Below are 26,665 nucleotides of genomic sequence, written 5' to 3'. Positions count from 1 at the left end.
TCTATCCTAAATATTCTTTAAATTTATCAAAATAAATTTTTTGTAGTTTTACTAAAGATATCTTAATATCATCTAAAACGAAATCTTTTTCATTTAAAATTCCAAGTTTTGCAAAATTAATTTTCATTTTGTTTGCAAATTCAATAAAATTTTCTTCATTTTTAACACCAATTACAACTCTAGTTGGACTTTCTTCAAAAATAAAACTTCTGTTTTCAAAATTTGTTTTTACATTTACACCTAAATTCGCCTTTACGCTCATTTTGGCTAAAGTCATAGCAAGACCACCTATGCCTATGCTATTAGCACAATCAAGTAATTTTGCTTCGTTTGCTTTTAGTAAGAAATCCCATAGTTTTAATTCTGCTTTAAAATCTATATCTTCAAGCTCTCCTGCGACTTTTTGATCTAGTACTTTAGCAACCAAAGATCCACCAAAACTACCTTTATTTTCTCCTATTAAATAAATAGCTTGCGTTTCTTTACTAAAGTATGATTTTAAAACATTTTCTGCTTTTTCGTGAATACCAACGCAAGCTATGGTTGGACTTGGAAAAATACTTACTCCATCGGTTTCATTATATAAAGAAACATTTCCGCTTACCACAGGGGTATTGAGTTCTTTACAAGCTAGTTTAATACCTTCGCAGCCTTGAGCAAATTGCCACATTACTTCAGGGTTTTGTGGGTTGCCATAGTTTAAACAATCACTAATTGCCAAAGGTCTAGCTCCCGAGCATGCTATTTTTCTTCCTGCACTTGCAACGGCTGCTGCTGCACCGATTTTTGGATTTACATAGTTTAATCTTGAGTTGCACTCAATGGCCATAGAAAGCAAGCAATTATTTTCTTTAATTCTAATACTATTTGCACCTAAAGCCCCATCGCTTTTTAAAGTGTTAGTTTGCACGCTTGAGTCAAACTGCTCATAAATATAAGCTTTATTGCTGATATTTTCATTTGCAAGAAGTTTTTCAAAGGCTTCTTGAGTGGGAATGCTAAGTTTAAATTGATAGTTTTTTATTTCATCTAAGTATTTTGGCTTAGCCACAGGTCTATCAAGTATAGGTGCTTTTTCGCTTAGTGGTTCAATAGGGATTAGACCAACTAATTCATCATGCCAAAATAATTCCATTTTGCCAGTATCTGTAACTTCGCCTATAATGGCTGCATCAAGCCCCCACTTATTAAAAATCTCAATAACTTTTTCTTCATAGCCTTTTTTAGCACAAATTAGCATTCTTTCTTGAGATTCACTTAGCATTAACTCATAAGGAGTCATACCTTCTTCTCTCATAGGAGTTTTATCAAGGTAAAGTTTCATCCCGCTACCACTGCGTCCTGCCATTTCAAAAGAGCTTGAAGTAAGTCCTGCTGCACCCATATCTTGAATTCCAACTATATAATCAGTTTTGAAAAGTTCCAAACAAGCTTCCATTAATAATTTTTCAGCAAATGGATCACCAATTTGAACAGTTGGTCTTAAGCTTTTGCTAGATTCATTAAAACTATCGCTTGCCATTACAGCTCCACCAAGTCCATCGCGACCAGTTTTTGAGCCTACATAAATTACAGGATTTCCTATACCTTCAGCCTTTGCATAAAAAATATCTTCGATTTTGCAAGTTCCAAGTGCAAAAGCATTAACTAAGATATTTCCATTAAAGCACTCATCAAAAGCACATTCTCCACCTATAGTAGGAACACCCATACAATTACCATAGTGTGAAATTCCACTTACTACACCCTTAACTAAATATTTTTGATGTTTACCTATTTTTTCATCATGGATATTACCAAATTTTAAAGAATTCATACCTGCAACAACTCTAGCACCCATGGTAAAAACATCGCGTAAAATTCCACCCACACCAGTAGCTGCACCTGCAAATGGCTCTATAAAACTTGGGTGATTATGACTTTCTACTTTAAATACAGCAGCCATTCCTTTGCCTATATCTATTACTCCAGCATTTTCACCAGGACCTTGGATTACCCAAGGAGCTTTAGTTGGAAAGCCATTAAGGTATTTTTTACTTGATTTATATGAGCAATGTTCACTCCACATTGCAGAAATCACTCCAAGTTCTAATAAATTAGGTTCTCTACCTAGTATATTTAAAATTTCTTGATATTCCTCATCGCTAATTTTGTGTTGTTTTATAACTTCTTTATCCATAATTATCTCCTTTTTATTTTCCTAAACAAAAATTACTAAACATTGCATCTAAAATTTCATCTCTTTCAAAATTTTTGGTAAATTGAGCTATTTCTCCTATGGCTAAATTTAATTCAAAAGCAAAAAGTTCTAAAGAACTTTCCTTTAATAAATCCCTTGCACGCAAAATAGCTTCACTAGCATTTTTACAAGCATTGAGTATTAAAGTATTGCTAATTAGCATTCCATCGCCATCTAAAGTATTTAAGTATTCATTTAAACTTTCTTTAATGGCTTGGGCGTTTTCTTGGGCGCAAATGCGTATACAAGAAGTGCTAATTTCATGTTTAAATTTGGTAGTCAAATCGCTTTTATTTAAAACATAAATGATTTTTTTATCACAATCTTTTAAAGCTTGTAAAATATGTTTATCTTCTTCTTCAAATTCTTTAGATCCGTCAAAAACAGCTATAATAATATCTGCTTCTTTAATGCTTTCATAACTTAAGTTGACTCCGATTTTTTCTATCTCATCATCTGCGTTTCTTATGCCTGCTGTGTCGATGATTTTAATTAAATGTGAGCCTATTTTTAAACTTTCCTCGATACGATCTCTTGTGGTGCCTGCAATATTAGATACAATAGCTCTATCAAATGCTAAAAGCGAATTTAACAATGAGCTTTTTCCGGCATTTGGCTTGCCGATAATAGCAACTTTAAAGCCATTTATAAGACCTTTTTTACTTAAGGAAATATCTACTATATCGCTTAAAAGTTTTGAATTTTTTTCACACATAGCAATGATTTGATCAAGTAGATCTTGCGGTAAATCATCATCTGCATAGTCAATGCTAGTTTCTACAAAAGCAAGAGTTTGAACAAGGTCTATTCGAATGGTGTTTAAAAATTTACTTAAATCACCTTTAATATTTTTTGCTATGATATTTGCAGCACTTGTTGATTTTGACATGATAGCATCTTGTATGCTTAAAGCTTTTAAAAGATCCATTTTGCCATTTAAGCAAGCTCTTTTGCTAAATTCTCCAGGATTAGCAAGGCGCGCACCTGCTAAAACAAGCTCATCGAGTAAAATTTCACTCAAAGAAAAACCACCATGAAGTTGAAATTCTACAATATCTTCTCCTGTAAAAGAGCAGGGTGCTTTAAAATAAATTACTAAAGCCTCGTCTAAAAAGTCATTATTGTTTTTATAAAGTTTGCACAAGTGTGCATAGCGTGGTGCGAGTTCTTTTTTGTGGGTAATTTTTAATGCAAGTTCTAAAGCTTTTTTTCCACTTACTCTAATGATGCTTATAGAGCCCACTCCGTGAGCTGTAGCAATAGCAGCTATCGTGTCATTCATTCATTTTTCTTCAAAAAATCATTCACAACGATATATCTTTGATCGTCATTTTGTTTGATAGCTACATACTTATCAGGAAAGCGTTCTCTTAATTTTTCTAAAGCAAGTTTTAGCCAAATTCCATCTAGTGGTTTTGTTTGAACTCTTCCAGTGTTCTCTACTTTTTCTATGAGAATTTTTAAATAACTATCAATAGCTTGGGTTTGGTTTTCCAAAAATTGTGCTATTTCTAGTCTTGGTTGAATTTTATATTTAGCATTAAGCCAATTATAAAGTAAATATGAAAAAGCTTTATATCTGTGAGCTTCTTTGCCTATAAGCAAGGCTGCATCTTTTCCATCAAGTTTAATTAAAACACAGGTTTCATCCCAAACGCTAACTTGCACAACTTTAATATCAAAATCAAAAGTTGCTAATAATTTTTCTAGTGAAATTTTTATCTCATCAATATAAGAAACAATGTTTTTTTCTTCTGAAGACTCCTTATGAAAAGAATCAAAAATAGCATCATTTTTTACTTTGTAATGTTCTTTAGGTTGAGCAATATTTTCAATTGGTTTTTGAAAATTTTCTTTATATTCTTTTTTATATTCATTTTTTTCAAAATTTTTTTGAGAATATTTGTTAAATTTCTCATTTTGATTTTTTTTAGGTTTTTCATTATGGACTTTTTGAGCTTTTTTATGTCCTTTAATACAGATTATCGCATTTTTTTTAAAAAGGCCAAAAAATCCTGCTTTAGCATGTTGAATAACTTCGTATTCTAAGTCAATCACAGAGCACTCAAGTTGTTTTGAGGCTTCTATGAGTGCAGTTTGTAAGTCTTTAGCTTCTATGTTCATGTTTAGCTATTTCCTCTTTTTTATGGTTTTTGAAAAGCTTATTAACAATTACTTGTTGGATAAGTGAGCATATATTATTTACACACCAATACAAAGTTAAACCTGCTGGGAATGTTAAGAAAAAGAAAGTGAAAATTAATGGTAAGAATTTCATAATCTTTTCTTGCATAGGATCTTGTATAGCCATTGGTGTAATAAGTTGTTGGATAAACATAGTTAGACCCATAAATATAGGTAAAATAAACCATGGATCCATCACAGATAAATCTGTAATCCAAAAAGCCCAAGGTGCAGCTTTAAGTTCTATGGCATTTAGTAAAACTCTATAAATTGCAAAGAAAATTGGAATTTGAATGAGTATAGGTAAACATCCGCTCATTGGGTTTGCACCATGTTTTTTATAAAGTTCCATCATATGTAAATTCATTTTTTGTGGATCACCTTTGTAGCGTTCTCTAATTTCTTTCATTTTTGGTGCTAAATCTTTGAGTTTATTCATAGAAATCATTGATTTGTAAGTAAGTGGGAAAAGAATAATACGCACAATTAAAGTCATCACTACGATAGCCCAACCCCAATTACCCAAATAACCATGTAAGAAATTTAAAAATTCAAACATAGGTTTAGCTATAAAAGTAAACCAACCATATTCTACCACATCATCTAAATCCGCATGAATGCTTCTTAAAATTTCATGCTCTTTTGAACCTATATATCCGGTTGCTTTAAAATTGTTAGTTGCACTTGCAAAAACGATAGAATTTTCGTGATTATCTTTAGTAACTACTGCATTTAAAGGTTTTTCAAAATTATAAAAGAAAGCACTATAATAGCGATCTGAAGCTGCCATAAGGGTTACATTAGAAAAACTTTCATCATTTTCTACATCACCATCTTCTAACATTGTTATTTTATCATCTTTATCTAAGATTAAAACTCCATGTACTGTATAACTATCAACTGCTATATTTGGACGATAACCTGGAGTGATAAAATAAGCTGTATCTTTGCTTAGATTTACTTCTAAATCATAATTTCCATATTTGTGAAAAGTGATTTTTTTAGTTATTATTAGATCATTTAAATTTTGAGTAAGAATTAATGTTGTATTTTCATCATTTACATTGATAGTTTTTTGACTAGCTGTATATACTGTATTGAATGCCTCTTGATTTATCTTTGCATCACTAAATCTTATTTCTAGTGGCAAAGGTGATAAAGAAGTATCTACTAGATTAATGCTTTTACCATTTTCATCTTTATATTTTTCATCGCTTAGATAAAATTTAGCTATTCTACCTAAAGAGTCAATATGTGCTTCAAAATGCTCACTTTTAACAACTGCTATTTCTTCTTTTTGATTAACACTAAGTTCTGTCTTTGGAGCTTGTGTATTTGTATTTGCGGTTGTAGTTTGTGGAGCTGAATTGTTTTGTTCTATATGAGTGATATTTTGCTCATTTTGTGGTGCTTTTGGGATAAAAAAATAATCATAAACTACAAAAAATAAAAATGATAATACAATGGCAATTAATATGCGTTTTTGCTGGGATAAATTTTCTGACACGGATTGTCCTTTGGAAATATAATCTTAATTAAAAAAAATTGATTATCATTGCAAGGGATATAAAAATAATTGAGTTGTTTTAAAGCATTAAAACTAGGTTTAAAACATACACCTGAGTTTAGAGTATTCTTGCGTATTTTAGGATAATCAATACCACCTTTAAAAAACGGATTGCATTTTAAAATTCTTAAAAAAACTGCACCAAATGCTTTAAAAATATTATTTTTTTTAAATTGCCATAAGGCATATTCAGAACAACTTGGATAATACCTGCAGCATTGTGGCTTAAAAGGGCTGATAAAGAGCTGGTAAAATCTGATAAGTTTTAAACAAGCTATTTTATACATCCTATTTTTTTCAAACCCCATTTCAAGTTTTTTTCTAATTTTAAAAAAGGAATTTCAGTAATACTTGTCTTAGCTACAAGTATGTATTTCCCGTTTTCGACTTGATTTTTAACCTGAAAAAAAGCTGATCTTAAGAGCCTTTTGGCTCTATTTCTAACGACAGCTTTTCCAACTTTTTTACTAGCAACAACAGCAAATTTTTTTTCTTTACTTAAAGTATAAAAGATGATTACACCTTCACAGTGCCACTTTTTACCTTCTTTATAAATTGTTGCAAACTCTCCTAAGTCGTTAATACTTAGAAAATCTTTTATACCGCTAATCTTTTTCTACCTTTAGCGCGTCTAGCATTGATTACCTTGCGACCATTTTTGCTTTTCATACGCACGCGGAAGCCATGAGTTCTTTTTTTAGGAGTTTTGTGTGGTTGATATGTTCTTTTCATATTCTTTCCTTAACTTAAAATAAAAAACAAAATAATAAGCGTGTATCTTATCAAAATCTTACTTAAATCTGCTTTTAATTAAGAGTTATTTTAAAAGTTTTTGCTAAATTTTTGTTTTATTTTTATGTATTTTAAGGAAAAATCATGAGTTTTGAAATTTGTGAGAGTAAAAAAGAAGATTTAGAAAAAATTTTAGAATTAATTAAAGAGCTTGCTATCCATGAAAATATGCTTGAAGATGTAAAATGCACAACTAAAGAACTTGAAGAATCTTTTTTTGAAAATAAATATGCTAAGGCTTTAAGTTTAAAAGTTGATGGTAAAATCATAGGTTATGCAATGTATTATTTTACTTTTTCGTCTTTTTGGGGTTTAGGTGGGTTATATCTAGAAGATATTTATATTCAAGCAAAATATAGAAAAAAAGGCTATGCAAAAGCTGTTTTTAAATATTTAGCACAAATTTGTAAAGAAAAAAATCTTAAAAGATTAGAATGGGTATGTTTGAACGATAATGATTTAGGGATTGAGTTTTATACTAAATTAAATGCAAAGCATATGAATGAGTGGAGAACTTATCGTTTAGAGGGTGAAAATTTAGAAGTATTGATGTAATGAATAAGCGTAATTTGTATTATTTAAAAGCTTTTGGTTATGAATATTTTAACGAGCAAAAACAAATTAGGCATTTTAATTTAAGTTTTAAAGAATTAAACGAAAGGGTAAAAACCTGCAATCTTTGTCATTTTTCTAGACTAAGAAAGCATAGTTTAATGGAAAAAGAAGCCAAAAATGCTAAAATTTTGATTTATCAGGCCTTTATTGACAAGGAAGAGAATGAAAGTGGAAAGTTTTTTGCTTCTAAAAATAAACAAGAATTTTTGAAATTATGTAAGGAGCTTTTAAATTTAAAAGACGATGAGATATATTTTTCTTATATGTTTAAATGTTTTAGTAATTTTAAAATAGACGATCAAGCATTAAAATTATGCTTGCCATATTTTTATAATGAGCTTGATTTTATAAAAGCAAAGATTATTTTATGTCTTGGCCAAGAAGCTTTTGCAAGTTTGGGTTTTGAGAATTTTCAAAAATATAAAGGACAATGTATGTATTATAATAATGTCTTACTTTTGCCAAGTTATGATTTGAATTTTTTGAGTAAAAATCCTAGCTTTTATGCTGAATTTATAGAAGATATTAAAAAAATAAAAGGTTATTTATGAGAAAAAGTTTAGTTTGTTTGATGATGAGTTTTGTTTTAACTTTAAATGTCTTTGCGAAAGAGCAAAAACCATCGCCTATAGAACCTAGTGAGTCTTTTTATCCTAATTTAGAATTTCAAAATTGTGATAATGATTGTTTATTTACTTTGTTAGAAACAGGACTTTATTTTAATTTTTTATCAAGATTTAATAATGATAATGCAAATGAGCTTTTAGTTAATATCTATACTAAACTTTTAAATTCTATTATAGATTTTGAAAAAAGAATTCAAAAAAATGCTAGCATAAAACTAGCTATTATTATACCTGAGCAAACGATTAAAAGTTATTCTAATACTATTATAAATTCAAGCATAGCGTATTTATTAAGGCAAAGAGCGCAAATAAAAGTAAAGGTGTTTTTAATAGGCACAGAAGATGAGAGTAAGATAACTAAAGCTTTTAAACAAGCTCAAGATGAGAAATTTAATTATATTATCGCAGGTTTTACAGATAAAGGTGTGAAAAATTTATTAAAAGAAAGCCTTGATTCTAATGTAAAAGTTTTTATTCCTACTGCACATAAAAGAAATTTTGATACGCAAAATGAAAATGTGTATTTTGGAAGTATAGATTATCAAAAACAAATCCAAAAACTTTTGGAATACTCAAATGGTAAAAATATTATTTTTTCAGATGGAACAGCCTTAGCTAATCGCTTAGATGAGAATGTTTTAAACGCAGGTAATGGTAGTGAGAAAATTTATACTATTAATAGTTCTAAATTTGATTTTAGAAGTATTTTAAATCAAAATAGAAGTTTTCAAGATTCTAGTATTATTTTAAATACTTCTTTGATTAAAACAGCACTCATAAGCTCACAAATAAGAACTTATGATATAGAGCCTTTTGTATTATTATCAACTCAGATTAATTATAATCCTATCTTGCTAAGTTTAACGCAAATTAATGATAGAAAAAAACTTTTGCTAGCAAATTCCATTTCTAATGAGGATCAAACTCTAAGCTATCTTAATGAACTTTTTTCGCAAAATATTAATTACAACTGGATAGCTTATGCAACTAGTGTGGGCCTTGATTATTTTTATACGCAGTTTTTAGATAAAGATTCTCAAAGAATTTTTGATGAGGGTTTAAATGATAATCAATTTGACTATAAGGTTAAAATCATTCGCTCGCAAGGCTTAGGTTTTACTCCTTTGCAAGATCAGTAAAAACCTTAGTTATAGTCTCATCTATAGGAGCTACTTTTTCATTTTTTAAAAAAGCTAGGGTAAATTCAGCTTCAAAAAGCTTGGTATTTTCTTTATAAATCTCTTGTTTTATACAAACTGAGGCTTTTTTAAGCTTTGTGATAAATGTTTTTACTTCTATAAGATCTCCAAGTTTAGCGGGTTTTAAAAAGTTACAATTTGCTTTAGTAAGTAGGAAATGTCCTGTATTTTTATCAAAAATTTTTGCATTTTTTTGAAAAAATATCTCACTTCTTGCTCTTTCGCAAAATTTTAAGTAGTTGCTATGGTATACTACTCCACCTGCATCGGTATCTTCATAATAAATTCGTATTTGCATTTTAGACCTTTTATTTTATTATATATTGATCGGAAAATATCGCTTACAATCAACTTTTTTTTATTGATAAATTTGTTGAAATTCTACTTAAAATGTCATAAGAAAAGCATAAAATATTCTTGATTTTATATCTTATGTTAAAATTGTATTTTATATCATTGAAAAAAGGAAAATCATGCAAGTGTTGCAAAAAATGTTTAAATTGCTAGCTATTATGGCTTTTGTTTTTAGTGTGAGTGCAAATGCACTTAGTGAGGGTAAAGAGTATATTACTTTAAAAACACCTATCCCAAATGCACAAAATTCTCTAATAGAGGTATTTTCTTATCGTTGTATTCATTGCTATAATCATCATCAATTTCACACTCTAGCAAAAGTTAAACAAGCTTTACCAAATTTAAAATATGATCTTTTCTCGGTAAGTTCTATGCTCGAGTACGGTGGTGCTTTAAATGAGATGTTTGCTTTAGCTTCTTTTAAAGAAAAAGCTTTAGGTTTAGATGTTGCTAGTGAAAAAAGTCTTACTTATAAGCTTGCTGATGTGTATTTTGTAAGTCATTTTGAAAAAAAATTAAATTTAAATAATCTTGATTTGTTTTATAAAATAGGTTTAAATGCTATTGGTGCTAGTAAAGAAGAATTGCAAAAATTTTTACAAACTAAAGAAGCCAAAGAGCTTTTAGTTGCTTATGATGTAGCTAATGAAATTTCAAGAAATTATGGCACGCCTGCTTTTGTAGTAAATGGCAAATATCAAATCAATCCTGAGTATATCACTTCTTTAGAAGAACTAATCCGTATAGTTAAAGAACTTTCTACCAAGTAATGCTTTTTTAAGCATTACTTTTTGTAATTTTTGTGATAAAGTATTATTATTTTTTATTTTTTTAATAATTATATTTTCATTTTGAAATTTTTTCTTATTGTTTAATTAATATTTAAGTTATATTAATATAACTTTAGCATGTTTATAATAAATTACAAATATTTATTATATATAAAATACAAATAGGAGAAATAAAATGAAATTCAACTTAAATAATTTGTCAAAAGCAATGGCGGCAGCTGCTTTTGTTCTTGGTGTGAGTGCAAATGCACTTAGTGAGGGTAAAGAGTATGTGGTTTTAAAAACACCTATCCCAAATGCACAAAATTCTTTAATAGAAGTATTTTCTTATCGTTGCACACATTGTTATGATCATCATAAGTTTAATACCATGTCAAAAGTCAAAGAAAAATTACCACAATTAACTTATAAATTTTATCCTGTTAGCTCTATGGGTGATTATGGTAAGCAAGCTAATGAAATTTTTGCTTTTGCTGCTTTTAAAGATGAGCAAAATAAAGTAAGTCAAAGCGATAAAAATAGTTTAACTCATAAAGCTTCTGAAGCATATTTTAATGCTTATTTTAAGAAAAAACAAAGATGGGGAAATGGAGCCAATCCTGAAGCGTTTTATGAAGTAGGATTAAAAGCAATTTCAGCAAGCAAAGAAGATTTAGATAACTTTTTAAAAACTCCTGAAGCTAGTGAAATTTTAAAATCTTATGAAAATGCTAATGATATCTCTAAAAACTATGGTACACCTGCATTTGTAGTAAATGGTAAATACCAAATCATACCACAAGCTATCACATCTCCACAAGCTTTGATGGAAATAACAGAAGAATTAAGCAAGATGTGATTTGAGGTATTTTATGAGTTCTTGTCCTATTAGTAAAATCACTACTTGGCAAAATACAAGAGTTCCTTGGTTGATAATGGTTATAGCTATGGTAGGCTTAACTTTTATAGCACACTTTTTGTTTCAAGAATACCTTTATATGGAGCCTTGTGAGCAGTGTGTTTATATAAGATTTGCTATGTTAACTATGGCTTTTGGTGGTATTTTAGCCTTGATAGATCCTAAAAATGATTATTTGAAAATTTTTGCATATACTTTTGTATTTTGGGGTATATGGCTTGGTATAGAGTATTGTATTACTCTTAATCATATCCACGAGGTAGTACATTCAGAAAATCCTTTTGCTGGTGTTGATGGGTGTAGAGAAATTCCTATATATCCTTTTAATTTACCATTGCATGAATGGGCACCAGGATGGTTTTTACCAACAGGTGAGTGTGGTATGGATACACCTATAGTACCTGAAGATGTTTATGGTAGTTTAAATGCTTTTCAGAAATTTTTTGTTGGAAATCCTCCAAATTTTGAAGATGGGTTGTATAGTAATGGTTGGTATTTGATTCCTAGTATGGAATTTATGAATATGGCGATTTGTTGTTTGTTGGCTTTTGTTGTTTGTTTGGTGATTTTAGGAAGCATGTTTGTTTCTTATACATTTTCACATTCTAAGGCTAAATTTTATGCTTTGATTGTTTTAATATTAGTAGTTTTGCTAAAAATTTTAGGTGAGCCAAGTGTGCAAATAGCTTAATAATATAAAAAAGGAGAAAAAATGAAGATTAGTAAAATTGTAAGTAGTATTTTGCTTGCTAGCAGTGTTGTTATGGTAGTGCCTAGTGTTTCTTTGGCTATGGGTGGACCTAGTGGTGCTAAAATTGATTGGGAAATTCAAGGCAAAATTGGCGCAGTAAAGATGAATCCTTATGGTTTATCTCCGCTTAGTGCTGTAATTATGGATGGTGGATACAAACTAAGTGATGTAAGCGTAACTATAGTTCCAAAACCAAATGGGCAAACTATATCTTATAAGGTTAGCCCTAGTAAAATTAAAACTTATGGAGGAATTCCTATTTTTGGACTTTATCCATCATATTTTAATACAGTAAAAGTAAGTTACACCAAAACTGCTTTTGGAAAGAGTGAAAAAGTAGTAGATGAGGTATATAAAATAGCAACTGGTGGAGTAAATATAGAGCCAAGTGGAAGTATTATGCAAAGAGGTGTGCCTTTTGAAAAAGTAGAAGTGATTAAAGTAGATAAAGGTTTTGAAGATAGGTTGTATTTGGTTAATAATGCTCCAGGGAAACAAAGTGGAAAAGGCTCTCAATCTGTTTGGAATAACCCAGCAGGTGGTGCAATGGAATGGGATGAGAATTCAAATGCATTTATCATTGATACAAAAGGTGAAATTCGTTGGTATTTTGACAATGATAAATTGATGGATTGGAATAATATTTACAATCGTGGTATTATGATGGGATTTAGGCAAAATACTGATGGAGCTTTAACTTGGGGTTTTGGACAAAGATATGTTAAATATGATTTAATGGGTAGAGAAATTTTTAATCGTCTTTTACCTTCTTCTTATATAGATTTTTCTCATTCTATGGACAATATGCAAAATGGAAATTATCTTTTAAGGGTGGCTTCTGCCAATGTTAAGCGTCCTGATGGTAAAAATGTGCGTTCAGTGCGCGATGTGATAGTAGAAGTTGATAAAAATGGTAATGTAGTAGATGAGTGGAGATTGTTTGAAATTTTAGATCCATATAGAGCAAATGTAATCAAAGCATTAGATCAAGGTGCGGTTTGTTTAAATATTGATGCGAGTAAAGCAGGGGTTACTTTAAGTGATGAGGATTTAGCTAAAATGGATGCAAGTGATTCTTTTGGCGATATAGCAGGCACTGGAGTAGGGCGTAACTGGGCTCATGTAAATAGCGTAGATTATGATCCAAGTGATGATAGTATTATTATTTCAAGTCGTCATCAAAGTGCTATTATAAAAATAGGACGCGATAAAAAAGTAAAATGGATATTAGGAGCACACAAAGGATGGGGAGAAAAATATAAAAAAACACTTTTGCAACCTGTTGATAAAAATGGCAAAAAGATAGTTTGTGAAGATGAGTATAGCAAATGTCCAGGATATGAAAATGAAGAAGGTGGTTTTGATTTTACATGGACACAGCATACTGCTTTTAGAATAGATGAAAAATCTGATAAAAGATATATTTATATCACAGCTTTTGATAATGGCGATGCAAGAGGTATAGAGCAACCTGCTTTTGCTTCAATGAAATACTCAAGAGCAGTTGTGTATAAAATAGATCAAAAAAATAAAACCGTAGAACAAATTTGGGAGTATGGAAAGCAAAGAGGCAATGAATGGTTTTCACCTGTCACTTCTTTAGCAGAATACCATAAAGATAAAAATTCCATCATGGTTTATAGTGCTACTGCTGGAATGTCATTTGACTTAAGTAAGGGTGCTGCTGTAGGTGAGCCAAAACCTGAAATAGATGAATTTAAATGGGGAGCTAAAGAACCTTCAGTACAAATTCGCTTTAGCGGAGCAAGTACTGGTTATCAAGCTATGCCTATTGATTTAGAAAAAGCATTTAAATAAGAAAAAAGGGCTTTTTTAAAGCCCTTTTAATTTTTATAAATATCCTGCACCTAAAGCTAAAAAATAACCTACTATACAAGAAACAATCACACCAATTAACCCTGGTAAGATAAAGCTATGATTGATAACAAATTTACCTATTTTTGTAGTACCTGATCTATCAAATTGTATAGTTGCAAGATCGCTTGGATAAGTTGGTAAAATGTAGTATCCATAGCAAGCTGCTGCAAAAGCAATGATAATACCTGGTTCAACACCAATTCCTAGTGCAAGTGGCACAAAAGCTGCAATTGCTGCTGCTTGAGAATTAACAAATTTAGAAATAAGTAAAAGCATAATAGCATAAGTCCAAGGATGTTCTATAACGATATTACCTAAAGATTCTTTCATCATAGGAGTATGCACTGCAAACATTGTATCTGCCATCCAAGAAATTCCAAAAACAGCTACTAAGGCTATCATACCGGATTTAAAAATTTCATTTTTTGCAATTTTGCTTGCATCAAGTTTGGTAAAAATGATTAGCGCTGCACCTGCTAAAAGCATAAACATTTGAATAGTTGCTACCATATTCATAGGTTTGGTAACGCCTTTTGAGGTAAATTGCGGTCTAAGCTCTGGAAAAGCTCCAAGTATAGCTACTATAGCAATAGCACCTAGGAAAATCCACATAGCTACCCATTGGATAGTTGGAAGTTTTTGTCCAAGAAGAGTTTTATTATCGCCATAGATATATTCTCTTTGTTCTGGATTTTTAATCTTAGCTTGAAAATCCTTATCTTTATCAAGATCTTTTCCCCTAAACCAAGAAAAAATTCCTATAGCCAAAACACCTACTAAGGTAGAAGGTATAGTAATAGCAAGTAAATCTACATAGCCATCAAATCCTGCTAAAGGATGTTTATTAATTTCTGGATTTAAAAGTAGGGCTGTTAAGCTTACAACTGCAACTGAAACAGGACTTGCGATAATACCAAGTTGTGAAGAAATACTAGAAGCAGCCATTGGTCTTTCTGGGCGAATACCATTTTTAATAGCAATGTCATAAATAATAGGCATCATAGTATAGACAACATGCCCAGTTCCACAAAGCATGGTAAGAATGCAAGTTACAAATGGCGCCAAAATAGTTAAGAATTTAGGATTTTTTCTTAGAACTTTTTCTGCAATTTGCAACATTACATCCAAACCGCCACTAGCTTGTAAAGTTGCACTAGCAACAACAACAGCTAAAATGGTAAGCATAACATCAATAGAAGGTTTTCCAGGTGCTACAGCAAAACCAAAACTTAAAACTAATAAACCTATACCGCCTAATAAGCCTAGAGCGATACCGCCTTTTTTTGCCCCATAAAAAAGACAAATAAGAACAACAATTAGTTGGATACTAAATTGAACACCTTCGCTAAGGCTAGTTAGTATTTCCATACTCTCTCCTTATTTTTTGAAATATGTGAGAGTATAATCCAAGTTTTATTAATAGTAAATAAAATTTTTTATTATTTAAATAAATATTTACCAATATTTTGAATTTATTTATCAAAATATTGGTTATTTTATATTTATTGATAATATTTTAAGATTGCATAAAGAATTTTACTGATTTTTTCAATAGAAGCTATTTCACATTTTTCATCTGTTGAGTGAGGGCTATGGATATTTGGTCCTATTGAGCAACATTCTAAAGGTTGTTTTTCACTTATAATACCACATTCTAAACCAGCATGTATAGTGTAAAGCTTGGCATTTGGGTTTTCTTTTTTAAAATAACTTAGAATTTCTTCTCCAAATTTAGTATCTTTATTAGCCCACGGTGGATAAAAATTTGCACTTGAAACTTCGCAGTTTTGCATCTTAAAATAAGTTAAGGTTTCAAATTCTATGTTTTTAAGTTCTTGTAAATCATTAGATCTTGCAAAAAGCTCAAAATGAAATTTGTTATCTTTTTCATAAGCTAGTGAAAGATTGATACTTGTTTGAACTAAATTTAATTGATGATTAAAAGTTCTAACTCCTTGTGCAAAAGCATTAATGAGATTTAAAATAACTTGAGAATTTTTATAATATGTTCTTTTGATTTTACCTATATAATTTACTTTAAAATGATCATTCTCTTTTGGAGGATTTTTAAAAAATGCTATAACTTTAGCATGTTTTGGTATAGAATTTATTCTTTCACCTGCTTTAAATTCGCAAAGTTCTCCTTGATTTTGAGTGATAAAATAGCTCACTTCTTTAATAGAAGATTTAATATTTTTAACAATATCAATTCCCGAGTGCCCACCTTTAAAATCAATTGCTTCTATCTCATAACAATCTTCTTCTTTTTCATCTATTTCTAAGTTTAAACTAGCAAAAATATCTACCCCGCCAGCACAACCTATAACAACTTCATCATCGCTTTCGTGGTCTAAATTTAAAAGCTTGCTTGAGATCAAAGTATGGGTGAGATTGTTTGCTCCACAAAGTCCAACTTCTTCATCATTAGTAAAAAGACATTCTATATTTTCAAAATCTTTTAAAGCTTGCATCATTAGTGATACTCCTATGCCATTATCTGCACCTAAGCTTGAATTTTTAGCCTTTAAATATCCATTTTCTTCATATATTTGTATACTTGGAGCTTCTCCCATGCAAACCATATCATAATGACTTTGTAAACAAATTTTAGGATTTCCTTTGTGTGCGTGGATATTACCTGCTTCATCAACGCTTACTTGGCAATTTTGACTTTTAGCAAAATCAATGAGAAAATTTTTTAATTCTTCGGTTTTGAAACTACAATGAGGTATTTGAGCAATTTGTTTAAAATTTTGTATAATTTCTTGCATAAATTCTCCTTTTTATTGTAATTATGGCATATTTTTATATAGATGAGGTTTAAATGAAATTTTCTAGGAAACAAATTAAATTATTTATAAACTTATTAAAAGATCCGAAGAAATTTTTAATCGCACTTTTTTTAGTTGCTTTTGCTTATGTTTTAAATTATGATAGTGGCTCGTATATTAATGCTAAAGTAAGTCGTGTAGTAGATGGAGACACTATTGAGGCTAAATTTGAAGATGAAAAGCTTAAAATCAGACTTTTTGGTATAGACGCGCCTGAGAGTGATCAAGCCTATGGAAAAATGGCTACGCAATTTCTAAAAGCTATTGTATTAAATAAAGAAGTAGTTTTAAATGTAAAAGATGAGGATAAATATGGTAGAATTTTAGCCATTGTATATTTAAATGATAAAGATATTAATCAAGTTATGGTTAAAAATGGTTTTGCTTGGGCATATGAGCATTATAGTGATTTATATATAAATGAGCAAAATTATGCCAAGATAAATAAAAAAGGATTATGGGAAAGTGAAAATCCTATAGAGCCTTATAAATGGCGTAAACAAATAAGATTAAAATAGGATATAAGATGTTTAAAAAAATATTATTGTTTGGATTTTTAGTATTATTTTTTAGTGGTTGTTTTGTCAATGAAAGAGGGATCTCAAATCGCTTTTACGATGATTGTAAGGAATATTATGATGCAAGTGGGACTTATCATAAAGAATGTTCAAAGAATTGGGTGGATTTACCTTTAACCCCCGATTCCTTTTAAGACTGCATTAAGTTCTTCTTGCATTGATTCTTGTTTAGTTGTTTCTTGCTGATTTTGATTATTATTTGTAGCGGCTTGATTTTGTTTAAGTTTAAATATATGATCATCTGTAGTAATAACTTGAAAAGATGCGTCAAAAATTTTAATCTCATTTACAAAACCAGCTACTTTAACCTCTCTTTTTCTTGAGTCATCGCTAAATAAAGCACTCGCTTCAAGATTTAAAATATCTCCCACTTTTAAAGGAGCATAAAAAAAGCTTCTTGAGCCTATTAAGACGCTAAATTCTTTATTAATTGCAGCTTGTGCTATGTAATTTGCTGCATTAAATACAAAGCCACTATGCACTAATCCTAGTTCATCTACTGCCATATCATGGGTTGTGATTAAAATACCTTTGGCGAAATTTTTTTCTATATGAGAAATACTTCCTGCTAAAGTATTGTTTATCCCTGGACAAGTGATAAGTTCTGATTTGATACGATTTAACTCTTCTGGATCTATTAATTCTTCTATAGTAACAGCACTTACTGTTCTTGCCATTTTTACACCTTTAATTTAACATAAACTCTTTTTGGTGCTTCATAGCCTTCGCAAGTTAAATTTGAATCATTTTTATCTAAAAATTGATCTAAAGAATAAGAATCAATCCATTGTGTTTTTCTTTGTTCTAAAAGATCGGTTTGTTTAGTTGTTATAACTTCAAATTCACTAAATCCAGCCCTATAACACCAATTTCTTAAACCTAATATCGACGGAATGAAAAAAATATTTGGTATTTTTGAGTAAGTTTTTTGAGGAATAAGTGCTATTTCTCTTTCATCTTCTATATACATAGTGTCTAAAAAGACTATGCCGTCTTTATTTAAAGATTGTTTGAGTTGTTTTAGCATGGCTATGGGATCACTACGATGATAAATCACTCCAAGACAAAAAATCACATCAAATTTTATGCCATAATTTGGTACATCAGCTACGCCTAAAAGCTCATATTGTATAGGAGTTTTTGCAATGGAGTTTAAAAGTAAAAATTGCAAATAATACTTAATAGAAGGATCAAAACCTATGAGCTTTGAAGGATTAAATTCAAGCATTTTAAACATATAATAACCATTATTGCAGCCAATATCTGCTACTATTTTGCCATTTATTTCTTGCATATAAGGCTTTAAAATATTAAATTTGATAAAACTTTGCCATTCTGTATCTATAAATAAATCATTAATTTTAAAAGGTCCTTTACGCCAAGGTTTTAATTCTAAAGTGATATTCTTGATCTCATCATCTAAACTTTTATCACAAAAAATATCAAAACTTTCATTTATAAGGTAATTTGAATTTTGAATTTTTTCACTAAGTTTTTGGATTTTTTCATATAAAGGATGTTTTAAAACTTGCTTAAATAAAGCATTATTTTGCATATTTTTCCTTGAAAAACTCCCTTATTTGGGAGTTTTTATTATTGAAGTAGGCTTGCTAGTTTAGTTTGTAACATTACATTTGAATGAGCATTTGCAAATAAAAATGCATTTTCTTTTAGGTAATTTGCATTAAAATCATTGATATTTTGAGCTAAGTCATTATTTTGTAATTTGCTTTCAGCTTCTTTAGTGTTAATACTAGTTTGCAAAGATGAGTTGATATTAGAATGGATAGCGTTAATTCCAGCACCAATATCTGCGCGTAAAGAACCTACCTGATCTTGAAAATCACGAATTCCGTCTTGATTTTCAAGGCTTAAATTTGCTGTGCTTGGTTGATTTAAATTAATACTTTCAACCCCAGTACCAACAACAAAATCCATACTCTGAAATACATTTTTTCCATTAAAAGTCGCATTAGAAAAAGCATCATTGATTGAAGTTACAAGTTTGCTTGCTTCAGAATTTAGCATACTTTTTTGTCTGTCATTTAAAGCAGCATTGTTTGAGCGCACTGAAAGTTCATTAAGTTTATCTGCAGTAGCTGAAATGTTATTTAAAGTTGAATCAGCAATTTGTAAAACTCCTATGGAATCATAGGCATTTAAAATACCTTGATCTATAGTGCTATATTGACTTCTTAAAGAATCAGCTATGGCTAAATTTGCTCCATCGCTCCCATCTATAGCACGGATTGCAGCTATGTTTTCTAAAACTTTTTCTTGGCTTTTTTGAGCTTGATTTAAGTAGTGATTTTGTTGAGTTGTTCCTATATCGCCTATTTTCATCTTTGACTCCTTTTAAAGACTTATTTTATTATATCATTTTTTTGTTTTAAAATTTAAGAAAAACAAAATTACTTGTGATAACATGATAATTTTCATCACAACTTCACTTGCACCATGAATTTTTATAAATTCTTGAGTTTTAGTTGCTTCTTCTCCTAAACTTTGTGCTTCTAAAACATAAGCAGTGAAGTAAAATACAAAAAGCAAACTTAGTGCCAAAATGATCAAAGAAAGCATAAATTTTGAAAAATTTATTTTAAAAGTTAAATTTTTGTCTTTAAATGAAAAAATTTCTATTAAAATAGACAAAACACTCACACCTAACAAAACATAGCCAAATTGCACAAAAATGTGTGTCATTAAAAGCCCACTTTGAAAATGAGTTAAAACCCCTTCACCTATGAATTTAGCAGGATAAAATATAGTCGGAGCTAAAAACACACCTATGCTAATTTCAATCCCAATTAAGCTTGCTAGTAAAAATAAATATATTGATTTCATATTTTCTCCTATAATAAAGATAATTATAGTCTAATTTTTTAAATTCCATGCAACAAAGGCTCTATCAAATCCATTATAATCTTGATAAAAAGTAGCCTTGAAATCATTTTCTTTTAAAATTTTATTTAAAATTGTTTTTTGATCATAGCCAAACTCACATGCTAAGACTTTTGTGTTGTGATTTTTGGCAAAAAGAATAATTTCATGTAAAATTTCCCAACCTTTATCTCCACCAAATAAAGCATTGTGTGGTTCGTTTTGCACCCATTTATCTAAAGGATAGTCATTTTTTATGTAAGGAGGATTAGAAAAAATAAAGTCAAAATTTCCTTGTATATTTTTAAAATCACAAAGTTGAAAATTGATTAAATTTGAAACATTATGAAAATCTGCATTTTTTTTAGCAAGCTCTAATGCTTTTGGATTGATATCACAAGCTTGTATAAAAATTTGTTTTAACTTTGCTAAGCAAATACTTAAAATTCCACTTCCAAAGCCAATTTCAAGTATATTTTTAAAAGAGTTATGATCTAAAATTTCTAAACATCTTTCAAGTAATATTTCACTATCAAAACGCGGTATCAAAACCCCTTTTTTAGTAAAAAAATCAAAACCATAAAATTGTGTTTTTTGAAATAAATACTCAAAAGGCTCACCATTTAAAAATCTATCTACATATTCTAAAAAAACTTTTTCATCAATTTGAAATTCAGGATTTAAAAAAATCCAAGCCTTATCTTTTTGTAAAAGCTCACAAAGAATAAAAAGTATATATTCTTTGTGAGTAGGATCTTTTGCGTAAGCTTGCTTTAAAGCTTGTTTGATTGAAATCATTGCAAAGCTTTGATTCTATCATAAATGCAAGGATGACTTAGATGAAAGAAAGTATAAATTTTACTTGTTTTAACAAAGGCTTTGTTTTCTTTTGCTAAAGCTATGAGAGCATTTTTCATATCTTCTTTAGAGCTTAGTTTTGCTCCGTGTAAGTCAGCATTAAATTCATTTTTTTGACTCATTTTATTAAGCAGTGGAGAAATAATAAAAGTAAAAATATTTCCAAAAATCAATAAAAGTGCAAAAACTCCAGCATTCACTTCATCTAAATGACTTTCAATATAAAAAAAGCTTGGTAAATGTGCAAAGATGAAAAATAAAACAAAAAGCATCAAAGCACTAGCAAATAACATTTTTAGCAAATCTTTATGCACAAAATGTCCTAGCTCATGACCCAAAACAGCAATGAGTTCTTTTTCTTTTAAAGCATTTAAAAGTGTATCAAAAAGTACTACTCTTTTGCTTTTAAATAAGCCACCAAAATAAGCATTTAATCTTTTATCTCTTTTGCTTGCATCAATAACATAAACACCATTTGCACTAAAGCCACATTTTTGCATTAAATTAGTGATTTTTTCTAATAAATTTTCATCTTCAAGTTTTTTCATTTTGTTAAACATAGGTGCAATAAGTGTAGGGTAGATGAGATTTATAATAAGTATAATTATAAAGCTTAGAGCAAAAGCCACTACCCACCAGTATGTGTTAAAAAATTCAAAGCAAAATACTAAGGCATAGATGATTAAAAAGCCAAAAACAAGCATTAGAGCTAAAGATTTAATGCTGTCTTTAACAAAAAGCGCTAAAGTCATATTTGAAAAGCCGTGCTTTTTATCTTTTATAAAGCTTTCATAATAGCTAAGTGGTAAATTTAAAATACTAATAATCAATAAAAATGCAAGCAAAAATAAAGTATTTTCTAAAGTAGAATTTTCTTTTATAAAAATTTCTTTTAAATACAAAAAGCCAAAGCTAATCCAAGAAATGTTAATCATCAGATTATAAAGATTAGAAAAGATTTTGTATTTTTCATTTTCTATGGCGATATTTGCAGCATTTTTATAATCTTGTTCATTTAAAATAATTGCTTGTTTTTCTCTTTCTTTTTTTAAAAAAGAAATTTGTATATAAGATATAAAAACCAAAAAAGCTGTATAAATACATAAAATAGTTATCAAAGTCATAGTTTTTCCATGTAATTTTTTTGTGAAAGTATGCAATAAGAAAGTAAATAAGCATAGGTAAATTACCTATGCTATATAAGAAGAATTCTTGTTTATGTCAATTAGAATGAGTATTTAACACCAATATTACCAGTTAGGTAAGTTTCATCAGTGTTATCATCTTTATTGCCTAAGATTTGTTTAGCGCCTACACTTAGATCAATAGAAAATCTATCTGTAACGCTAATATTGCTTCCGATAAGGATTTTACCGAAAGTTTTATCTTTTTCAGCACCAGCTACATTATAGCTAAAATCACTTCCTGTGAAACGACCTTTAAAATCATCCCCACTCATAGCAAAAAATTGTTCGATTTTTGGAGTTACATAGAAATAGCTACCACCGTCAAAGAATTTTCTAAATTCTGCTCCAATTTCAGCACTCGCTGCAAAACTATCCATTGAGTAAACTTTTTGAGCCCAAAGACCATTTTCTGTATAATCTGGAGTGTGGCTATAATAAAGATTTAGTCCAATTAAAGGTTTGATTGAAAAGCTATCACTAAAATCAAATACATAACCATAGTTACCACTTGCACCTAAGTAGGTTTGTGTAAAATCAGACTTTTGCACTGAGCCATTTACAAATCTTTCTTGATCTGCAAAGCTAAATTGTGCATAAGATTTAATATCAAATTCATGTTGACCATTTGTAATTCTTGAGTAAAGACCTAGTTGTAAATTATTAGAGTCTTGATTTAAAGAATTATGATTTAATTGTGAATCAGCATAAGTTAAATATGCACCAAAGAAAATAGCATCGCTAAATTGTCTATCAATACCTATAGTAGTTCCATATACACCTTCGCTTTCGCTACCAATTATATTTGCACCACCAAATGCATTAGCCCATACGCTATTTTCACCAGTGCTTCTTGATTGCGCCATTCTAGTAGCAATAGCCATCTCGTTAGCCAAGTTAATAACTTGAATAGCACCTTGGCGGTTAGAATTGTTTGTGCTTTCTCTAGCTGAATCAACTATTGCTTGAGCTTGTCTTACATCGCCTTTGATAGCGTTAACTAAAGCCGAGTTAGCTGCTAAATGTCTATCAGAATTTTTTAAAGATGCTAAAACTGAATCAATTTTGTGCCCATAAGTAATAACTTTTTTGTTATTGCTTATATTATCCATTTCTTTTTTAATATCGGATAGAATTTTATCATAATTAACTTCTTTAGGATCAATACCAGGATTGTTTTGGTTTTGTTCAAAAGCTTTTTGAGCGTAATAATCATGTAGTTGAGTTAGAACTTCTATTCTCATTTCTTTTAGAAGCTTACTAATGCTAATATTTTTAATATTATTTGTTAAGCCACCTTGAGCATAAGCATCATTTCCAATTACATTAAGTCTATAATTGAAGTATTTTTTATCTTGATCTACGATTACTTTTACAACTTCACCTTCATATTCTGCTAGTGCATGACCTTTAAGACCTAAAAGTTTTCCTTCTGGAATTAATAATACATTTCTAACGGTATTTACTTCTGCAAATTCTTTGTTGAAGTTTGTAGCACTCATTAAGTAAACGCCTTTTTCTGTTACAGGGTTACTAAAGTTTGCAAGCTCAAACACAGAATTTCTAATTACTGCATTACCATTTACTGTAAATTGATGTGGTTCATGTAGAGTAAATAATGAATCATGAGCAAAAAGGTCTCCATTGATAGTTAAAGCACCATTATAGTTAATACCATTAAAATCACCTGCTATGATTTTAAAGTTCGCATGATCCATATTAACATTACCATCAATTAAGCCATCATGGAAAACATTTAGAGAAACATTTTCTCTTGAGTCTTGAATCCAAGTTGGTCCCCATGGATTTCTATCGATTAAGGCGCCGCTATTTATACCTGTATCTGGATCAAACATAGCACCAAATCCATCATCTACATTATTGCCACCTTGAGCTCCTAAGCCAGGAACTCCTGGAAAGCCAAAACCAGGATCTGGGTTTGCTATCACTATATTATCTGGATTTTTTTTGCCTATGAAGTTTACTTCTTTAGCTTTGATAGCAAAAGAATAATGAGGTTTTATACCACCTATTGAGCCAAAAGGAACATCTTTACCTCCAACTACAATAGTGTTGTTAGCTGCATTTATTGTTAAGTGCTTAATAGGTGTTTCTAATACAGCACCTTGTCCATAATCATTATCACCTAGATGATTACTAATATAGAATGTTTGTTCTTGTGGTTTTGAAATTACAAATTGATATTCCCCCTCCCCTAGGTGTGTTAGCTGACTATCTTCAATTGCACCAGGAATAGGATTGGATGGCTCTATAGCCATAGCTGAACTAGCTACAAAAGTAGCAACGCAAGCGGAAAGAAAAATTTTTCTATTCAACTTTTTCATTGTTCTGAAACTCCTTAATAAAATTATAATTTTATTGAAAAAACATTATAACAACAATAACAAAAAAAGTCAATTAAAAACAAATAAAATTTACGACTGTTAAATAGAGTAAATAAAATAATAAAAAATTATTATAAATTATCCTCATTTTTTTCTAAAACATCAAAATAAGCTTCTTCTAAAATACTAAGTTCACTTTCTAAGGAATTTAGCTTTTCATAAAGGGTGTTTATGCCTATCTCTTGATAGATTGTAGGATTACTTAGAGCATTTTTTATTTCTTTTATTTCTTCTTCTAATTTATGAATTTTATCAGGATATGAGTTTAAAATTTCATTTTCTTTATAGCTTAGTTTTTTACTCAATTTTTCTTTTGTTTTTACGCTTGCGGTGGTGTTTGTTTCTAAGCTTTTAGAAAATTCTTCAAAGTCTTTGTATTCTTTTTCATTTTCTAAATATTCACTATAAGAAAGAACTTCTATATTAATATTTGCATTATCTTCAAAAGCATAAAGTTTAGTTGCTATTTTATCAACAAAATATCTATCATGTGAGACAAGCAAAATCGCACCTTCAAAAGAAAGTAAGTATTCTTCTAAGATATTAATCGTAGCTATGTCTAAATCATTTGTTGGTTCATCTAAGATTAATACATCATATTCTTTGGTAAAAAGCAAGGCTAGAGCAACTCTGTTTTTCTCACCCCCACTTAGCACACTCACGCTTTGCTCTAAAAATTCTTTTGGAAATAAAAATTGTTTTAAATACCCATAAACATGCATATTTTTACCACGTACTTGAATGTGATCGCCACCATTTGGGCAAAAAATTTCTAAAAGTTTTTTATCAGTGTTTAATAAACTTCTGCTTTGATCAAAATAGCCTATTTTAACTTCACCTCTTTTAATCTCTCCGCTATCAAGCGGAATTTGATCAAGTAAAATCTTTAAGAAAGTAGATTTCCCACAGCCATTTTTACCTACTATGGCTATGCGTTCACCTTGTAAAATTCGTGCATTAAAGTCTTTAAAAAGTGTCTTGTTGGCAATAGACTTTGAGATATTTTTAAGTTCAAAAAGCATTTTTTTGCGGTTTTGGCTTTGAGTTTGGTTAAAATTTTTACTTGCTCTTTTGATTTCAAGTTGTAAGCGTTTGATAGCTCCTGGGTTTTTCTTAGCTTCTTCACGCATTTTAAAAATGCGTTCTTTGCGTCCTTCGTTGCGTTTAAGCCTAGCTTTGACTCCTCTTCTTAGCCATTCTTCCTCACTTTTTAATTGCTTAAGTAAGGTTTCATGGCTTTTAGCTAAGGAAGCTAAAATAGCTGCTTTTTTTTCTAGATATTGCGTATATCCACCCTCAAAAATGCTTAATTTTCCTGCTTCTATTTCTACGCATTTTTGGGCTATAGCATCGATAAAATACCTATCATGAGAGATGAAAATAACACACATTTTAGAGGCTTTTAATCTTTCTTCTAAAAAGTTACTCATATATACATCTAGATGATTAGTTGGTTCATCAAGCAATAATATATCAGGATTTTTTAGCAAAAGTGTGCAAAGCCCTACGCGTCTTATTTCGCCCCCACTTAAAGAGCAAAGTGTTCTGTCTTTGTATTCTAATAGTTTAAATTCTTCTAATATTCTTTGTATTTTTTGGTCTAAATTCCATGCGTCTTTTGAATCTATAAATAAACTTAATTCATCTACTTTTTTTAAATATTCTTTATTTTCAGGATCAAAAGCTAGTTTTTCATTATAGCTTTCAAATTCTTTCAAGGCTTGGTAAATTTCTTCAAGTTCTTTTTTGATGGCTTCGCTTACGCTTAAGGTGCTTTCAAAGCTTACTTGTTGGCTTAACATACCTATACTAGCGTTATTTTGTTTAATTACTCTACCGCTATCTAGTTTTAAAGTTCCCATAAGGGCTTTTAAAAAGCTTGATTTTCCTTCACCATTTTTGCCTATAATGGCGATTTTTTCTCCTAAATTTGCACTAAAATTTGCATTTTCTAAAACTATTTTTGTATTAAATTTCTTATTTGCGTCGATTAAATCTATTAAAGCCAAATTTCTTTCCCAAATGTTTTTTACGA

Annotated in this window: 27 protein-coding genes; 9 read left to right on the top strand and 18 right to left on the bottom strand. The window is 29.8% G+C overall.

Features of this window, described 5'->3' with window-relative positions:
- Position 1: 1 nt before the first annotated feature.
- From purL to rpmH, 7 genes are read right to left on the bottom strand one after another with little or no spacing between them, the layout of a single operon-like run.
- On the bottom strand, positions 2 to 2,179 hold the full coding sequence (gene purL, locus L8V85_RS06210; protein WP_263737679.1) for a phosphoribosylformylglycinamidine synthase subunit PurL: 2,178 nt from the start codon (positions 2,177 to 2,179) through the stop codon (positions 2 to 4).
- 13 nt (positions 2,180 to 2,192) lie between these two features.
- On the bottom strand, positions 2,193 to 3,521 hold the full coding sequence (gene mnmE / locus L8V85_RS06205; protein WP_263737678.1) for a tRNA uridine-5-carboxymethylaminomethyl(34) synthesis GTPase MnmE: 1,329 nt from the start codon (positions 3,519 to 3,521) through the stop codon (positions 2,193 to 2,195).
- On the bottom strand, positions 3,518 to 4,363 hold the full coding sequence (locus tag L8V85_RS06200) for a Jag N-terminal domain-containing protein (RefSeq protein ID WP_263737677.1): 846 nt from the start codon (positions 4,361 to 4,363) through the stop codon (positions 3,518 to 3,520). The genes mnmE and L8V85_RS06200 overlap by 4 nt, the downstream gene beginning before the upstream one ends.
- Positions 4,347 to 5,930 (bottom strand): membrane protein insertase YidC, encoded by a 1,584-nt coding sequence (gene yidC / locus L8V85_RS06195; protein WP_263737676.1) that lies wholly within the window; start codon positions 5,928 to 5,930, stop codon positions 4,347 to 4,349. The genes L8V85_RS06200 and yidC overlap by 17 nt, the downstream gene beginning before the upstream one ends.
- Entirely contained in the window at positions 5,894 to 6,277 is a 384-nt protein-coding gene (yidD, locus tag L8V85_RS06190; protein ID WP_039664776.1) for a membrane protein insertion efficiency factor YidD, read from the bottom strand. The genes yidC and yidD overlap by 37 nt, the downstream gene beginning before the upstream one ends.
- Positions 6,265 to 6,591 (bottom strand): ribonuclease P protein component, encoded by a 327-nt coding sequence (gene rnpA, locus L8V85_RS06185; RefSeq protein ID WP_082018444.1) that lies wholly within the window; start codon positions 6,589 to 6,591, stop codon positions 6,265 to 6,267. The genes yidD and rnpA overlap by 13 nt, the downstream gene beginning before the upstream one ends.
- Positions 6,588 to 6,722, bottom strand: coding sequence for a 50S ribosomal protein L34 (gene rpmH / locus L8V85_RS06180; protein ID WP_012661270.1), 135 nt, complete (start codon positions 6,720 to 6,722; stop codon positions 6,588 to 6,590). The genes rnpA and rpmH overlap by 4 nt, the downstream gene beginning before the upstream one ends.
- A 141-nt stretch (positions 6,723 to 6,863) precedes the next feature.
- On the opposite strand from rpmH, the gene L8V85_RS06175 reads away from it, so the two are divergent.
- From L8V85_RS06175 to L8V85_RS06165, 3 genes are read left to right on the top strand one after another with little or no spacing between them, the layout of a single operon-like run.
- Positions 6,864 to 7,337: a GNAT family N-acetyltransferase gene (locus L8V85_RS06175; RefSeq protein ID WP_243705642.1), complete on the top strand. Its 474-nt coding sequence runs from the start codon at positions 6,864 to 6,866 to the stop codon at positions 7,335 to 7,337.
- Positions 7,337 to 7,948 carry a uracil-DNA glycosylase family protein gene (locus tag L8V85_RS06170; protein ID WP_263737675.1) on the top strand — a complete coding sequence of 204 codons (612 nt, stop codon included), beginning with the start codon at positions 7,337 to 7,339 and terminating at the stop codon, positions 7,946 to 7,948. Before L8V85_RS06175 ends, L8V85_RS06170 begins: the two co-directional genes overlap by 1 nt.
- A complete protein-coding gene (locus tag L8V85_RS06165; protein WP_220566741.1) occupies positions 7,945 to 9,162 on the top strand; it encodes a hypothetical protein in 1,218 nt (405 codons plus the stop codon). The genes L8V85_RS06170 and L8V85_RS06165 overlap by 4 nt, the downstream gene beginning before the upstream one ends.
- On the opposite strand, the gene L8V85_RS06160 is transcribed toward L8V85_RS06165, so the two are convergent.
- Positions 9,140 to 9,520, bottom strand: coding sequence for a YbgC/FadM family acyl-CoA thioesterase (locus tag L8V85_RS06160; protein WP_087699453.1), 381 nt, complete (start codon positions 9,518 to 9,520; stop codon positions 9,140 to 9,142). The genes L8V85_RS06165 and L8V85_RS06160 overlap by 23 nt on opposite strands.
- A gap of 181 nt (positions 9,521 to 9,701) precedes the next feature.
- Here L8V85_RS06160 and L8V85_RS06155 point away from each other — a divergent pair, with 181 nt between their 5' ends.
- The 4 genes from L8V85_RS06155 to L8V85_RS06140 all read left to right on the top strand — a co-directional run bounded on the left by L8V85_RS06155 (position 9,702) and on the right by L8V85_RS06140 (position 13,834).
- Positions 9,702 to 10,346, top strand: coding sequence for a thiol:disulfide interchange protein DsbA/DsbL (locus tag L8V85_RS06155; protein ID WP_412175249.1), 645 nt, complete (start codon positions 9,702 to 9,704; stop codon positions 10,344 to 10,346).
- A gap of 196 nt (positions 10,347 to 10,542) precedes the next feature.
- Positions 10,543 to 11,205, top strand: a complete 663-nt coding sequence (locus L8V85_RS06150) for a thiol:disulfide interchange protein DsbA/DsbL (RefSeq protein WP_263737673.1) — start codon at positions 10,543 to 10,545, stop codon at positions 11,203 to 11,205.
- 13 nt (positions 11,206 to 11,218) lie between these two features.
- Positions 11,219 to 11,956: a protein-disulfide oxidoreductase DsbI gene (dsbI, locus tag L8V85_RS06145; protein ID WP_263659343.1), complete on the top strand. Its 738-nt coding sequence runs from the start codon at positions 11,219 to 11,221 to the stop codon at positions 11,954 to 11,956.
- Between the two features lie 21 nt (positions 11,957 to 11,977).
- A complete protein-coding gene (locus L8V85_RS06140) occupies positions 11,978 to 13,834 on the top strand; it encodes an aryl-sulfate sulfotransferase (RefSeq protein ID WP_263737672.1) in 1,857 nt (618 codons plus the stop codon).
- A 33-nt stretch (positions 13,835 to 13,867) separates the two neighbouring features.
- Here L8V85_RS06140 and L8V85_RS06135 read toward each other — a convergent pair whose 3' ends face one another.
- Positions 13,868 to 15,262: an anaerobic C4-dicarboxylate transporter gene (locus L8V85_RS06135; protein WP_263737671.1), complete on the bottom strand. Its 1,395-nt coding sequence runs from the start codon at positions 15,260 to 15,262 to the stop codon at positions 13,868 to 13,870.
- A 134-nt stretch (positions 15,263 to 15,396) separates the two neighbouring features.
- Positions 15,397 to 16,665, bottom strand: a complete 1,269-nt coding sequence (locus L8V85_RS06130; RefSeq protein WP_263665632.1) for a M20/M25/M40 family metallo-hydrolase — start codon at positions 16,663 to 16,665, stop codon at positions 15,397 to 15,399.
- Between the two features lie 53 nt (positions 16,666 to 16,718).
- On the opposite strand from L8V85_RS06130, the gene L8V85_RS06125 reads away from it, so the two are divergent.
- Positions 16,719 to 17,243, top strand: a complete 525-nt coding sequence (locus L8V85_RS06125) for a thermonuclease family protein (RefSeq protein WP_220566747.1) — start codon at positions 16,719 to 16,721, stop codon at positions 17,241 to 17,243.
- Positions 17,244 to 17,251: 8 nt separating this feature from the next.
- Positions 17,252 to 17,437 carry a hypothetical protein gene (locus tag L8V85_RS06120; protein ID WP_263737670.1) on the top strand — a complete coding sequence of 62 codons (186 nt, stop codon included), beginning with the start codon at positions 17,252 to 17,254 and terminating at the stop codon, positions 17,435 to 17,437.
- Here L8V85_RS06120 and L8V85_RS06115 read toward each other — a convergent pair.
- The 8 genes from L8V85_RS06115 to abc-f form a co-directional block, all read right to left on the bottom strand.
- On the bottom strand, positions 17,417 to 17,980 hold the full coding sequence (locus L8V85_RS06115) for a hypothetical protein (protein WP_133319302.1): 564 nt from the start codon (positions 17,978 to 17,980) through the stop codon (positions 17,417 to 17,419). The two genes, L8V85_RS06120 and L8V85_RS06115, sit on opposite strands and share 21 nt — an antisense overlap.
- Positions 17,981 to 17,982: 2 nt before the next feature.
- Positions 17,983 to 18,858 (bottom strand): tRNA 5-methoxyuridine(34)/uridine 5-oxyacetic acid(34) synthase CmoB, encoded by an 876-nt coding sequence (cmoB, locus tag L8V85_RS06110; RefSeq protein ID WP_220566748.1) that lies wholly within the window; start codon positions 18,856 to 18,858, stop codon positions 17,983 to 17,985.
- A gap of 38 nt (positions 18,859 to 18,896) precedes the next feature.
- A complete protein-coding gene (locus L8V85_RS06105; RefSeq protein WP_263737669.1) occupies positions 18,897 to 19,646 on the bottom strand; it encodes a flagellin in 750 nt (249 codons plus the stop codon).
- 33 nt (positions 19,647 to 19,679) lie between these two features.
- On the bottom strand, positions 19,680 to 20,147 hold the full coding sequence (locus L8V85_RS06100; RefSeq protein ID WP_133319299.1) for a DUF4149 domain-containing protein: 468 nt from the start codon (positions 20,145 to 20,147) through the stop codon (positions 19,680 to 19,682).
- Positions 20,148 to 20,177: 30 nt separating this feature from the next.
- On the bottom strand, positions 20,178 to 20,978 hold the full coding sequence (locus L8V85_RS06095) for a HemK/PrmC family methyltransferase (protein WP_263664770.1): 801 nt from the start codon (positions 20,976 to 20,978) through the stop codon (positions 20,178 to 20,180).
- The gene (locus L8V85_RS06090) at positions 20,978 to 22,165 is read right to left on the bottom strand and encodes a M48 family metallopeptidase (RefSeq protein ID WP_263737668.1); all 1,188 of its coding nucleotides are present in this window, start codon (positions 22,163 to 22,165) and stop codon (positions 20,978 to 20,980) included. The genes L8V85_RS06095 and L8V85_RS06090 overlap by 1 nt, the downstream gene beginning before the upstream one ends.
- Positions 22,166 to 22,266: 101 nt before the next feature.
- Positions 22,267 to 24,570, bottom strand: a complete 2,304-nt coding sequence (locus tag L8V85_RS06085) for an autotransporter outer membrane beta-barrel domain-containing protein (RefSeq protein WP_263737667.1) — start codon at positions 24,568 to 24,570, stop codon at positions 22,267 to 22,269.
- Between the two features lie 131 nt (positions 24,571 to 24,701).
- Positions 24,702 to 26,639: a ribosomal protection-like ABC-F family protein gene (gene abc-f, locus L8V85_RS06080; protein WP_263737666.1), complete on the bottom strand. Its 1,938-nt coding sequence runs from the start codon at positions 26,637 to 26,639 to the stop codon at positions 24,702 to 24,704.
- Positions 26,640 to 26,665: the final 26 nt, after the last annotated feature.

Origin of the sequence: Campylobacter sp. IFREMER_LSEM_CL2090 (genome assembly GCF_025771865.1) — a bacterium.
GTDB classification, from domain to species: Bacteria; Campylobacterota; Campylobacteria; order Campylobacterales; family Campylobacteraceae; genus Campylobacter_D; species Campylobacter_D lari_D.
This window is presented reverse-complemented; position numbering and strand designations above follow the sequence as displayed.